At 39.7% G+C, this 12694-nt stretch carries 11 protein-coding genes and 2 pseudogenes; 6 read left to right on the top strand and 7 right to left on the bottom strand.

Translation table 11 applies throughout. The features are described 5' to 3' along the window. Positions 1–123: 123 nt before the first annotated feature. Positions 124–255: an IS66 family insertion sequence element accessory protein TnpB gene (tnpB, locus tag P364_RS37205; protein WP_081718282.1), complete on the top strand. Its 132-nt coding sequence runs from the start codon at positions 124–126 to the stop codon at positions 253–255. An 82-nt stretch (positions 256–337) separates the two neighbouring features. Here the strand turns inward: tnpB and P364_RS0134215 are convergent, their stop codons facing one another. Continuing rightward, the gene (locus P364_RS0134215) at positions 338–766 is read right to left on the bottom strand and encodes an Rrf2 family transcriptional regulator (protein WP_024634452.1); all 429 of its coding nucleotides are present in this window, start codon (positions 764–766) and stop codon (positions 338–340) included. Positions 767–937: 171 nt separating this feature from the next. Between P364_RS0134215 and P364_RS0134220 the strand changes: the two genes are divergently transcribed. After that, positions 938–1339, top strand: coding sequence for a cupin domain-containing protein (locus P364_RS0134220; protein ID WP_029881528.1), 402 nt, complete (start codon positions 938–940; stop codon positions 1337–1339). Between the two features lie 158 nt (positions 1340–1497). Here the strand turns inward: P364_RS0134220 and P364_RS37210 are convergent. Further along, a pseudogene (locus tag P364_RS37210) lies at positions 1498–1770 on the bottom strand (ABC transporter ATP-binding protein); the annotation flags it as partial. A gap of 130 nt (positions 1771–1900) precedes the next feature. On the opposite strand from P364_RS37210, the pseudogene P364_RS38420 reads away from it, so the two are divergent. From P364_RS38420 to xerS, 3 genes and pseudogenes are all read left to right on the top strand, one after another. Beyond that, positions 1901–2206 (top strand): annotated as a pseudogene (locus P364_RS38420) (DUF6444 domain-containing protein); the annotation flags it as partial. 355 nt (positions 2207–2561) lie between these two features. Beyond that, positions 2562–2861 carry a hypothetical protein gene (locus P364_RS0134235; protein ID WP_024634454.1) on the top strand — a complete coding sequence of 100 codons (300 nt, stop codon included), beginning with the start codon at positions 2562–2564 and terminating at the stop codon, positions 2859–2861. 150 nt (positions 2862–3011) lie between these two features. After that, positions 3012–4067, top strand: coding sequence for a tyrosine recombinase XerS (gene xerS, locus P364_RS0134240; protein ID WP_081718283.1), 1056 nt, complete (start codon positions 3012–3014; stop codon positions 4065–4067). Between the two features lie 476 nt (positions 4068–4543). On the opposite strand, the gene P364_RS0134245 is transcribed toward xerS, so the two are convergent. After that, positions 4544–4870 (bottom strand): hypothetical protein, encoded by a 327-nt coding sequence (locus P364_RS0134245; RefSeq protein WP_024634456.1) that lies wholly within the window; start codon positions 4868–4870, stop codon positions 4544–4546. 165 nt (positions 4871–5035) lie between these two features. Next, positions 5036–5650, bottom strand: a complete 615-nt coding sequence (locus P364_RS0134250; RefSeq protein ID WP_024634457.1) for a hypothetical protein — start codon at positions 5648–5650, stop codon at positions 5036–5038. 395 nt (positions 5651–6045) lie between these two features. On the opposite strand from P364_RS0134250, the gene P364_RS0134255 reads away from it, so the two are divergent. Further along, a complete protein-coding gene (locus P364_RS0134255) occupies positions 6046–6723 on the top strand; it encodes a hypothetical protein (protein WP_024634458.1) in 678 nt (225 codons plus the stop codon). A gap of 440 nt (positions 6724–7163) precedes the next feature. On the opposite strand, the gene P364_RS0134260 is transcribed toward P364_RS0134255, so the two are convergent. The 3 genes from P364_RS0134260 to P364_RS0134270 all read right to left on the bottom strand — a co-directional run bounded on the left by P364_RS0134260 (position 7164) and on the right by P364_RS0134270 (position 12467). Next, positions 7164–7526: a helix-turn-helix transcriptional regulator gene (locus P364_RS0134260; RefSeq protein ID WP_024634459.1), complete on the bottom strand. Its 363-nt coding sequence runs from the start codon at positions 7524–7526 to the stop codon at positions 7164–7166. A 299-nt stretch (positions 7527–7825) separates the two neighbouring features. Next, entirely contained in the window at positions 7826–9202 is a 1377-nt protein-coding gene (locus P364_RS0134265; protein ID WP_024634460.1) for a hypothetical protein, read from the bottom strand. Next, a complete protein-coding gene (locus P364_RS0134270; protein WP_024634461.1) occupies positions 9189–12467 on the bottom strand; it encodes a serine/threonine-protein kinase in 3279 nt (1092 codons plus the stop codon). The genes P364_RS0134265 and P364_RS0134270 overlap by 14 nt, the downstream gene beginning before the upstream one ends. Between the last annotated feature and the right edge of the window lie 227 nt (positions 12468–12694).

The following is a 12694-nucleotide window of genomic DNA, read 5'->3' on the forward strand; positions in this document are numbered from 1 at the left end:
TGAGTCGAAGCCTACACCGTCCGCTTGCCCCCTTTGCATCCGAATCGGTACAGCTGTTATCGAGGTCGAACCTGGGTTCAATCCTGCCCTGCTCCGCGATGTGGTGCAAGCATTGGAGGCCGAATGCTAAGCGAGCTGATCACTCAGCAAGTGTATCTGGCATGCGGTAAAACGGATTTACGGAAATCCATCGACGGACTGGCTGCTCTCGTCCAAGAAGGACTTGTATCCCAATCCCATTGTACCGAAAGGTGATGGAGCGAACGTTGTCAATGTCCGGGCGGACACATGAGTGGCTCTATGAAGAAGTGTTGTACACCGCGCAAGCGGTAAAAATTTATTCTTTCTGATCAAATTGTCCGGCCAGCGAAGCAATTGTTACTGCAGCAAGTTCATTTTCCATCGCAACCTGAACTTTGCCGTAGACCTGGTCCAGCATCCGGGGAATCTTGCTTCCAACTGGACAGGTTGGACATGTGGAACGATGGACGGCGAAAAATTTTTCTTGCTGCCCGTCCGTTACCGCACGATAAACATCCAGCAGCGTGATCTGCTCTGCCGGCTTCGCCAACGTAATATTCGCATGGACACCCAGCGAGGATTGAATCAAGCCCGCCTGCGTAAGCTTGCGCATATTCCGCCGAATAGCAGCCGGATTTGTGTTCACACTCACTCCCAGCAATTCGGAGGTCGTTCTTCCGGAAGCGTTGAACGCAAGAAAACATAAGATATGAATAGCGATGGAAAACTGATTGCTGTTTACCATCAGGACACCCCCTACCTTCTATCGAGCTTAGCTGCTTAGTCTATTGTATGAGTTTAATCTTTCTAAATCAATGCATAGTATTCAGTTGACATTGCACAAAAAAAATGCTAATGTTTAAATGTAATAGTAATTAATACTGTTACAAATAAAATGATGAGGTGATATGAAACAATGGCAGATCAGAATGCAAGCTATTCCGTTTTTGAAGCAGGACCTTTCCGACAATTGGATAAAGGCAAGCAATTTCTGAAGGATTCGCTAAATTTGAACAGTATGGAAGTATCGCTCAACAGCCTTCCTCCCGGAGGTCAATTTCCCTTTCTGCACAAACATAAGGAAAACGAAGAACTGTACTTGATTATCCACGGTCAGGGACAATTCCAAGTGGACGGGAATATCTTCCCGGTACAAGAAGGATCGTCAATCCGCATTGCGCCTGAGGGCGTTCGTTCATTGCGAAATACTTCGCAGGAACAACATTTGGAATTTATTGTGATCCAAGCGCAGCAGCACAGCTTAAAACAATGGGTGAGCACAGACGGCATTCCGCTCGAAGAGCCCATCACCTGGTAGCCTATCTTTCAAGAAAGGCAACCGAGGCGGAACGTAACGGAAGATCCACTCCCACCTCGGAATTTTATGAAATTGTAATGTGTTAAAAAAGACGCTTCCATGCCCGTCGGTTATGCGGGTTTGGAAGCGTCTTTGCACATTTTTACGCCCATCTTCGCTCAAGCTTGCATGCGCATTTGGTTCTTACCCTGCGAATGGTTGTACAGCTCCGCATAATAGCCGTTTTCCTCCAGCAGCTTCTTATGTGATCCGATCTCAACAATTCGCCCGGCACGCATCACGATAATCCGTCCGGCATGCATGATCGTCGACAAACGGTGGGCGATAACCAATGTGGTACGCCCTTCTGCCACGACATGGAGCGCATTCTGAATCAACCGTTCGGTATAGGAATCCAGATTCGCAGTCGCTTCATCCAGAATGAGAATTTTCGTAACTACTCAGCACTAGAAAATTATTCTTAAAAATTTTAAAGGATTTTGCGTTCTCACGGAGAAGTAGTCATTGCGTTCTCACGGAGAAGTAGTCATATAGAAGACTTTCTGTGAGGGTGTGGGACTTATGAAGCTTACGCAAAAGCAGGTTTTACGTATTAGCAAAGGGGATACTGAGATTGCGAGCTTTATCTCAACGCTCCTCCTCCAGAATCAGCAACTAACGGAATTAGTCGCAGTCCAAGCCAAGCGAATTGAAGTGCTCGAAAATCGCGTTCACGAGTTAGAACGTCAACTTGGTCAGAACAGCAACAATAGCAGTAAACCACCTTCAAGTGACGGCTATCAGAAGCCGAATCCTAAAAGCCTCCGGGGCAAGAGCGGCAAGAAAAGCGGTGGACAACCGGGCCACAAAGCGCATTGGCTGAAGATGAACGCCTTCACTAACGGTGGAGCCAGTCAGGGCATGAACCATTTCCGTAATTCGTTTCAAAGGCAGAAGTTGCTGTACGTGGAAATAGCTGAACAAAGCCTTGGTTGGAGAACCATATTGCGTTTTATAATCGATACCCTCTGGGTAGACAGATTGGTTCCGATGTTGACAGTGAGGATTTGAACAGATTTTCGTCTGAATACGGTGTTCAGTCGTTTCCATCTTCACGATAATATTGAACACTTGCCGCTTATCTTCATGGAGAGACGGTACGTCCGAAAGGTCGCAATGGCATCTTTCACAGTTTTGTACTTCATGAGTTATGATATGATCTGGATGAGTAGTTACACCGGGCATGCACGCAAATAACCAGTTCTATCAGCTTTTAAACAACAAGAGCAACAATGACCAGATGATGGTTACATTTAACCGCCGTCCACAGGTTATTGGTTCCGAGGATGCCGGTATGATTGCGGTAGACGACAGCCCTCTGGACATGTTAATGGCAGAAGTGCAGGCAGTGATTTTGGCTCAGGAAGGAGTACTCATCCCGCCAGGCATCTCCGATCACATGCGTGAGATTTTGGTTTCCTCGTATCTGTTGCATGCTGGACTTTGTGTGGTTCAGGTGAACACGAAGCACGGTGTTGGTTGAGTACTGGTTAGTTACGAAGAGTAGCTGGGTGTTATGGAGTTATCGCGATAAGCTGGCTCCTTCTGAACGAATGAAGGGATATGATCGTTTCAAAAGCAGTGTTTTACACGTTATGAGGAGCTTGCTCGGGGTAGTTTTTCTGTTGTTCGCATCATTCATGACAAGGACGGAGTCTACTTCAAAAAGCAGGAACTCGGTGCGCGTTATGCGCGACACCTCAGTAAGAAGCGTAAGCTTTCTGCCTCAACACTTCTTAATTACTGCCACGATTATATAATCTTTTTTGATTGGCTAATTACAGAGAACTTTACCACAGTCCAAAAAAGAACAGAAATTGAATTATCCACGCTAGAAACATTAACGATACGTGAAACAGAAAGCTTTTTATCTTTTTTGGAGTATCAACTTGGGAATAATAAGCTAACAATAAACCGTAAGCTTTCTTCTCTTAAGTCCTTATTTGATTACTTACAGAATAAAGCCGAAACAATTGATTTAAAGCCTTATATACAACGAAATGTTATGGCTAAAATGGACTTAAATGCAGTAAAAGAAAGTCAGGAAACGATCGCGAATCGTATGGAAGGAAAAATACTGAGAGAAAATGATTTTGAAGCTTTTAGAGTGTTTGTAGCATATGATTATGGCGAATTAAACAAAACAAACAAACGTATCATGCATTACCATCAGTTTAATCGTGAACGAGATACGGCAATAATTTCATTAATCTTAGGATCAGGACTTAGATTATCAGAAGTTTCCGGAATCAATCTTGAGGATTTAGATCTGACGAAATCATCTGTAAGAGTAGTCCGAAAAGGGGGAAAAGAGCAATATGTTTACTTTAGCAGCCAAGCATCCCTAGATATTGAGAATTACCTGCAGATAAGGGAAACAAAATATACCCCAGAAAAAAATGAAAGATTTTTGTTTATTGCAGCACCTGTAGGACGCAAAGGTAAAAATAGACGTTTAACACAACGTTCTATAGAAAAACTTGTTGAGAAATATGCAACAGCCTTTGGAAAGCCGGCTTTGACGGTTCATTCTTTGAGGCATTCATTTGCCACACGTTATCATATTGAGAATAATGATGTCCCAAAATTAAAGAATCAATTAGGACATTCTTCAATACAAACTACAATGATTTATACGCACTTAACAGATGATCAAATGAGAAGCGCTGTAAACAACATGGATAAATAATCCGGAGGGAGTGACATAAAGTTGCCTACCAGGCTGGAAAATTGACATAAAGTTACCCACCAGACTGGAGAATGACACATAAAGTTGCCTACTAGGCTGGAGAATGACATAAAGTTGCCTACCAGACTGGAGAATGACATCATAAAATTGCCTACCAAGTTCCAAATTTGCTCCGTTAATTAAAGACAAAGGGCATAAATGCCTGAAAGTAGGGTACTTTGTGTCATTTTGGTAGGGAACTTTGTGTCAATGTACATGTGAAAACTCATCTTTTGAGATCGGCGTATTCAGGTGTAAAGACATTTAGTCAAAATACGGATTTTCTTTTGAGATCGGCGTATTCAGGTGTAAAGACATTTAGTCAAAATACGGATTTTGTGCAATAGTCTTTAAAAAACCGCGTAATGGTGCGGTTTTATCATTCCATGTTTTTGTAAAATGACATAAAGTTCCCTACCAAAATGACAAAAAGTTCCCTATTGATCTCTGTCATGATCAATAAATCCAACGCCTAAGTTTAATCTTTCCATCAACTCATTTGCTTCCTTTAATTCTTCAGAATCAAAATCGTCTTTGTAATTTTCAAACAAACGATGAGCTTCTCGGTAACTATTTTCAGCTTCTCTTTCAAACTGCTCTTTATATGTTTCTGCTTCTTTCAGTTGGAATTTTATAGATTTATTTTGTTTGTGTTCTTTCAAACCAGATATTACGTTTGCTTTAGCTTCTGCAAAACCTGAATTTCTTTCATATAGAACTACCTTTTCCCGTATGTCTTCTATTATTTTTGCGGTAATAGACATTTGATTTCCCCCTTTGTTTGTTCGGAGTAATTTTACCATAAATTAGGGATGCTATCTTAAAAGAATGTTCCCTAGATTAGTTCGGTTTATCCCAAAGTAAATTCTCACAGCAAAAAAAACCGTCCATCATTTAGATTAACGGTTTTATAATAAATTAACCTAACATTAGTAATTCTTCGGCATCATACTCTCGTTCCATTTACCATAAATCACAGGTTTTATTTCGTTATGAATAAGGTCATTCAACCCTGGCCACTCGCGATAGGAAGCATTCCTACTATCCATCTCTTTCAAATAAGCCTCTTTGGTAATCCGATCAGCCACGAGCTTCCATCCTGCTTTGATTATCTTATCTTTAATGTTAATCCCATCTGTAAGGCTATACTCAGAAGCTAGTTCCTTAATCACTTCTGCCATCAAAACAGGATATAGGAGTCTTTGTTGTCTTAATTTTAGTTCTGATTCTTTGAGTCGTACTGAGTTGATGCTGAAGGTGACTTGGGCATCTTTGAATACGATTCCCCCTTCAGCTCGATAAAGATCATTATATGACCGTTCAGGGTCATTAAATAACGCATATGGATGTAGCGTAACCAAGATGCACGTCGCTGCTTGGAAGGCGCCTTCTTTCAATGAAGAAATCTCGAAGGATATTTTCCGGAATACTGCAAGATGTTCTAGATCGGTAAGAATCGTTGAACTTATGGAGGATGTTGTGTTTGAAGCGATAAACGAAATCTTTAAGATCAACTTCGCGGTAACGCCAACGACCTTCTCCATTCAGCTTTATCGCATTTACTTCAAAATTTCTGGTCCAACTACTCAGTTCCGATGAAGTAATTTCCTTTTTAAAAACAGGTTGGTACTGATTTAAGTAATGAAGTGCCTCTTTGCTTGTTAATACGTACTCTTGATTGGGGATATAAGTAAACATCGCGTACCTTCATCCTCCTTTAGATCATATACATTATATCCCAGTATATCATCTTCTGGATTTTTTAAACGTCGTAATATCTCAGTTTTTTTCGCTGCAGAACACAAATAATAGTAGCTTGATTTTGTGGCTCTCATTCTGGGGCGGTACGCAACCTTAAGGTTTGTATTCCTCTAAGTGAAACCAGTGCTAGTTTCCATCGTAATAGTGAAATAGATACATATAACACTGGGGGAATATTATGAGAAGACTAGATCCAAACGACCCTAAACCTGGAGATTTTGAATACGCAAATATCGATCAAGGTATCGCTGGCATCCAGAATAAATTTTCTAAAATACCGGCATGGGATAGTAAATGGAAGCTGAATTGGGTTAGGTATTTTTTTATACCGATCATGGCCGTACCAGCAATCGAAAGTGGGTTGCGGATGTACGCCGAGTTTAGACATACTACATATAACCAAGTGATAGATGGACTTCCAATAGTTCCATATTGGATACTTGGGGGTTTGTGGTACTCCTTTTTCTGGCTCTATGAGACCGGATTGTTAGGACTTCTAGTAATTCTATCTGCTTGGGGGTTTCTGGTCACTGCTTCCAAATTATCTAAGGGTGAGAGAAATCTCCGGCAGAAGGTTTCTAAACGTGATGTCTTCAGCAGCGCATTAAATTTCACATTCTTGTTTCTGGGCGTGAAATATCTTTCTCCTGGAATGCACAAAGCGACTTATGTCATCCTCATTGCACTAGTTTTGGTAGAAATTTTTCGAATTCCCCTTCTTCGAAGGTATCAGCGACATTATGGTCCACTAGACCTAGAAAGATTCCAGAAAAAAACAGCTCGTAGAACACGAAAACAAGAGGAAGCGAATCAAATTAAGAATGGACCTAAAAAGAAAAAACATGGTCGCCAATAATTTGAAAGGGCCGTGTAATTTAAATGATAATAGGACGCTCCAGAACCTTACTGGAGCGTCTTTTTCATAGATCAAGTAAATTGGGTTCCAACATATCAAATAATGTCTCCTAAAAGGCATGTAGGCTTCCATATTCATCGGCTATGGCTATTTGATGTTGTATTCCTGTCCCGTTCTCTCGGGTTATTGGTCCATCGGCTTCAGACGAAGGACTTTGTCGGCTGGGGACGGCTATGAAGTGTGATCCTTCCGGACGAACAGCTGCTACGCAGCTCTCCAGGAAAACCGTGCAAAAGAAAATCATTTTAAGTATACGAAGAACCGACCCCTATAGTTAAGGATCGGTTACCCAATTAATTGAGAGAGGAGAAATGGTCATAGTTATAGCATCTCCCTCCTTCTCCGATATATACCTATTATTTGGTTTCATCAGTAAAAGCTTATGAATAATTATCGTTCACTGCTTTGTGGAGCATATTCAGACACCGATCGAGATCCGTTTTGACCTGTTTCTTATACAACTCTGCTTTCTCCGCACCATCATTTGTGAAATGATAAAGAACGATTTCTTGAAAGTCGACCTTCGGATCATTACCCTTCAGCTTTTTCGTCCTATACAATACACCCTGCTGTACCAATTCATGTAATGCTCGATATATTTCACTCTGGGGTGGTACGTAACCGTAAGGTTTGAATTCCTGCTTCATCGCCACCAGCATCTCGTAGCCATACCCCCTATGCTGTTCAACCATCGTAATCAGATACAGCTTGATGTATGCGCGTTGAGCAATCATAAAACCCATGCCTAATCTCCTCCGAATCTTCACCTGCAGCTTTCTGTTCATATCTATACTATCATTCTTTTCTACTCCATACTTCGGCGTATACACTGATATCACTTATCTTTTTTGATTCCTCAACTCCGCCCTATCCATCCAATTCGGATCAGACATATAGCGTCGCTCTAATGGATACCAGTGAGCTGCAAGATACTTCACTGTAGCGGCGTTTTTTAAAACGACAACGGAGACAAACAAATTCTCCTTAAAATAAAAAACCTTCGTTTATTAGACGAAGGTTTTTTATAGAGGATATTCAAGCTTTATTCCTTTGAGGGCGCAATGTCAGGAAATAGATCTTTTATCAAATTGATATGTGCGCTGTTATAAGTCAGAATGCCGATTTCCTGCAAAAAACATTCCCCTCTTAGATGAAATGGTTTGTGTTGGATTGTAAGCATGTAATCGCCATCTACGATAATTCGGGTGCCTCTTATATCAGGGAATTCCTTTGAGAAAACAGTTTTTATATTTGATTTTTCTTTTATTTTAGAGACAACAGAATTTGATCTATCCCCATGGCCAATATAGATCGCCGAATGTTGAGAGATTGCTTCAATTAAGGCTAGCAGGCTATATTCACTCTTTTCTAACATGTACAGGTTATCCGTTATAATGGTAACCTCTCTAGGTTTCTTTTGGGTTAGAGATCGTAGAATGTCTTGATACTCCTGGTAAATCATAAGTCGATCTGTAAAATAGCTGTTGTAGATCTGATCCGTGTCTACACTTGAACTTTGGAGGTGTGTCACAAACTCAAAGCGCTTATTCTCTAAAGTTTGTATGTCATACGCTTCTTCAGGATACCACTTGAAGGTGTTTTTGGATTTTATTCGTTGCTTATGTTCCCATGTATCATACATTTCATCACATGATTTAGGATGATTTTTCATTTGATCTCTTAAACATGTGTGATACAAATCTTTATTATCACTGCTTATCAGTTCAAACGCGAGGTTGTCAGTATCTCGGGAGTAGTAAACATGTACTGGAATTTGTTCGTATACGCGATCAAAATCTTCTATTGAAATGACCCTGTATAATTCGTCCATACCAACAGTTTCATCATCCATATATCTATCCCGATTATCCCTAATTCTTATATTATATAACTCCCTGATTTCATGTTCGTAGGTAGTAAGAAAATCGCCATTTAAATCTTTAATATTATTTAGGTAAACCATACATTTAGATCTATTCCTCATCTTGGATCTCATCATGCTTTCATCTTTTACAATTTCTCCAGTAAGCATATTGAAATAGACACTGTCCATAAAATCCGGTTCAATTCGTATGGATTTTAATCCAAGTAAAACTTTTCTTCCGGCATCCGTCAGGGAGATTAGTTTCCCCATATGACTAATGTAATCAGCAACGCCGAGCTCCAGAAGAATTTTGTCCAAATAGTCTTTATCTATGCCAAGGACTTGACTTATCTCATCATAGTTCGTCCATTTCTGTTCAAGAAGACGTAGAACCATTTCTTGCGCCAAAGGCAGTAGATATTCCCGACGAGTAGTTATATTTAACTTCATACGAACGTATGGAATGCCGATCGTAATTGTTTTTAAATAGATTAGACCCTCAATATTGGGAGGGATTTTTGATTTCAAATCTAGAATGTATTCATTTTCTCGCATCACTTGGCTCCTTGTATTCAATAATTTCACAGCCTTCTTTTTGTGACATGTATCGGTCTATTTCAGGAAGTTTATTTGTTGGCAGTCTATTTCCTATGAAATGATCTTTGTCTCCAACGATTATTAATAATCTTCGTGCTCTGGACAGTGCCACATTAATTCTTTGTGCTGACTTTTGAAATCCAATGTCGTTATCCTTGTTACTACGGACGGTACTAAAAATGACAATGTCTTTGTCTTTTCCTTGATATGCATCTACCGTATTGACCTCAATATTCTTGATGTTTTTAAAGTCCGCTCTCGCAACAAAATCTCTAATAATAGATTTTTGATAGCTGTAACCCGTAATTACTGCGATTTCATACCCACTAGCCGTCTCTTCTTCGTCAATATCCCAAAGCATCTTTTTTATAATTTGAATTTCTTTTTCATTTTTAAATGAGTTTGTATTTTGTTGCGTCTTATGCTTTTGTTCTCTTCGATTGTATTCCCTACTTGTACTCACCCATATCAATTGTTTTCCTTGATAAAACTGTAGTTCATGGGTTCGTTCTTCATCGGGAATTCCAGTTTGAATCTCATTACCATAAAAGACATTACTAATCATATCACCTATGGTTCGGTGCATCCGGTATTGCGTCGTTAAGCGGATTCGGTTCGATTTCGGAAAGCTATCGTACAGGCGTTTGAATATACCACTCTCAAAATCTTCTTGTTTTCCATCAGAAGTTAGCTTGATAGCCTCTGTATTTAAAATAGGTGGAAGCTGTTGATGATCTCCAACTAAAATCAGCCGGCTGCCTTTAAGGAGCGGTATAAGAAGTTCTGGTACGCTTGCTTTTGCTCCTTCATCAACAATGACATAATCAAAGTTCATATTTCGGGTAGATGGATTCGAATTAAAGCCTGTACAGGTTCCCGCAACAATCGTGGCATTTTCAATAAGCCGTGATTCTGAATCGCTGGCAATTCCGAGACGATCTATCCAGTTACGTTGGATTGTAGCGGTACGTATAATCCTTTGTTTTTCTGGTTCATCCTGGTATTTCGCTTCGAATTGCTGTATCAGCAATTCTTCCTCCTCTGAACGTTGCGTTTGGGAGTGAAGTTCAACGTAGCGATTTAGCTCATCCGTATCAATTCCATGCTGTGAGATCAGCTCATTCATCTTTCGGTTAGAGGCTTCTTTGGTTTCAATAGCCCATAAACTCCTGACGTTTGAGACACTAAATTTATCTCGAATCGCCGGCAATATATTATCATCATGTCCAATCCGAATTACTTTTGTGCTAATATCTTGTTGAAAATCTAGCCCTTCCAACACATTATCAACAGCGGTATGTGATTGAGAAACAATGAGAATTTTAAACTTCTCCTGTGAGATATCGGCATTATTACGATGTAGGATCTGATTGACAAATTCTCGAATTACCGTCGTTTTCCCCGTTCCAGGAGGTCCCTGTATTACGGCAATAGAAGATGTATTGAGGGCCACTTTTACAGAATCCTTCTGATTCCCATCTAATCTTTTATTAAAGAAATCAATGTCATTAAAACCCTCTACTGATTTTGGGGTTTCAAAACCTAAGATGATATCGCGCAAATTCTCATTACATACGGCCTCATCGCTATTTAAAGCACGAATAGCGCTCATTTGTTTATCAATTAGAGTAAGTTTAAAACGATAATCTTCTACGAGTTTCCCCGAATTGGGAATTCCTCTGACTCTTTTTGGAGATTCAACGATGAGAAACACTGAATCGTCCTGGTAAGTAATTTCCTTGAACTTCCCAACAACCACTATTTTTGCTCTGTTTTTACTATTTGGGTCTTCTAATTTGGGATCAAAGATAATGGTTGTTTCATTCGTAAATCCTAAGCTTTCTATTGTTGTATCTTTCAACTCAAACTCTGTCGTATGATCTTCTGTGTTATAGCGATAGTTTAAGTATTCTACGGTTTTTGCAGCTGAGACAAGCAAGTCTTTTTCGTTTTCAAGATACTCGGACCAAATCCCAAAAAACTTCTCAAATTCAGTTTGTTTACTGGCATCCGATTGGTAATCGGTCCGATGATCGACGAGATCGTTTACAATTTCGATGGTATGGTGAACAACCTGTGTATTATGTTTTAAAGCCGCATGATTAAAGATAGGTTTACCAGCTATACGTAAGTACTTTTTCTCATAAAATGTTCGCTCAGTCTGCTGTTTAATGAATTTAATTTCATGAACTAAAAAATATTCGTCGTGCTCCCTATACAAGCCTTTCAAAAGATATCCATCTGTCGAGAAAAAAGATACTTCATCGTCGTCATTCAACCTGCCATACTCTAGTTTTGAATCGACAAATCCATATATATCTTTTTCAAACCACTTGTTTAAGTATTGGTCAATAAACACATCACTGTGGATGCCTTTTGGCACAAATTTCTGTCTTTTAGCCTTCTCTAGCATCTCATGAGTGAACATGATGGAAAATTTCGTATCCGACATTAGAGATCCCATGATCTGAGCTAGGTCTCGCTTGAGATCGGTGATCGTTTCATATCTTTCATCAAGCTCAGGGTTAACAGCCTTTATCAGGACTTCCTTTAATGATGGAATAATGTCGGAACTTCTTGAAATGGAATCCTGTAACTTATGAGGTAATTCGGGCACAGATCCAGTTAGGAGAAAGTAGATCGTGGCTCCTAAAGAGTAAATGTCACTTTGAAAAGAAGCATTTTCTGGATGATAGCCGACTTCTGGAGCTGTATAATGATTAGAACCATATTTATAAGTCGTATCACTTGTAACCATTCCCTTGATCTTGGAGAGACCGAAATCAATGAGCTTTGCATGTCTATAATCCACGATCATTATATTATATGGTTTGATATCTCTATGCAGTATAGCTTGGCTATGAGCAGCTTCAACTGCATCAACAAGCTGCTGAATGATTCTTATTTTGTCAACGCTTTCGATTAATGAACGATCTATAGTTTGGAGGGTTTCTCCACTTATATGCTCAAGAAATATTCTCCCTTTTTGGCCGCCATTCTCACCAGCAGCAAACTCAAACTTATACATTTGGACAATATGATTATGGTGGAGCTTTCGTAAAGCTCCTACCTCTCTTTCAAAAAGAAGTCTCGTAAATCGATCCAGATTTCCTTTTGTCTCCTTTAAAACAATGTACTGCTGCTGTTCCATGTCAAAGTACCGTTTGATCAAGGAAAATTCAGTTTCAGCAATTATCTCAAGTTGCTGTGAATTAATATCCATCGATATGCCTCTTTTCCTGCATCATTTTTCCTATATTATATCATAACGATTTGAAAGAAACGGAATGGAACACACATTCGCACCTGGTTCTATCTGGCTTTAAGTATGATGTGATGTGAGTATAAAAAGTGATTTTTCAGAGTTTAGACCAGCTTGGAAGAGGCTTTTATAGGATATTAAATGCGTTCCTCAAGAATTTATATACACGACAGATTGTCAAACCAAGT

The organism is Paenibacillus sp. MAEPY2 (assembly GCF_000499205.1).
GTDB lineage: Bacteria > Bacillota > Bacilli > Paenibacillales > Paenibacillaceae > Paenibacillus > Paenibacillus vandeheii.

Coding starts and splice junctions, on each gene's coding strand:
- P364_RS0134255 (WP_024634458.1), top strand. CDS start 6,046: ATGAGAAGACTAGATCCAAACGACCCTAAACCTGGAGATTTTGAATAC.
- P364_RS0134265 (WP_024634460.1), bottom strand. CDS start 9,202: ATGCGAGAAAATGAATACATTCTAGATTTGAAATCAAAAATCCCTCCC.
- P364_RS0134270 (WP_024634461.1), bottom strand. CDS start 12,467: ATGGATATTAATTCACAGCAACTTGAGATAATTGCTGAAACTGAATTT.
- P364_RS0134250 (WP_024634457.1), bottom strand. CDS start 5,650: ATGGAGAAGGTCGTTGGCGTTACCGCGAAGTTGATCTTAAAGATTTCG.
- P364_RS0134235 (WP_024634454.1), top strand. CDS start 2,562: ATGCACGCAAATAACCAGTTCTATCAGCTTTTAAACAACAAGAGCAAC.
- P364_RS0134245 (WP_024634456.1), bottom strand. CDS start 4,870: ATGTCTATTACCGCAAAAATAATAGAAGACATACGGGAAAAGGTAGTT.
- tnpB (WP_081718282.1), top strand. CDS start 124: ATGCTAAGCGAGCTGATCACTCAGCAAGTGTATCTGGCATGCGGTAAA.
- P364_RS0134260 (WP_024634459.1), bottom strand. CDS start 7,526: ATGGGTTTTATGATTGCTCAACGCGCATACATCAAGCTGTATCTGATT.
- P364_RS0134215 (WP_024634452.1), bottom strand. CDS start 766: ATGGTAAACAGCAATCAGTTTTCCATCGCTATTCATATCTTATGTTTT.
- P364_RS0134220 (WP_029881528.1), top strand. CDS start 938: ATGGCAGATCAGAATGCAAGCTATTCCGTTTTTGAAGCAGGACCTTTC.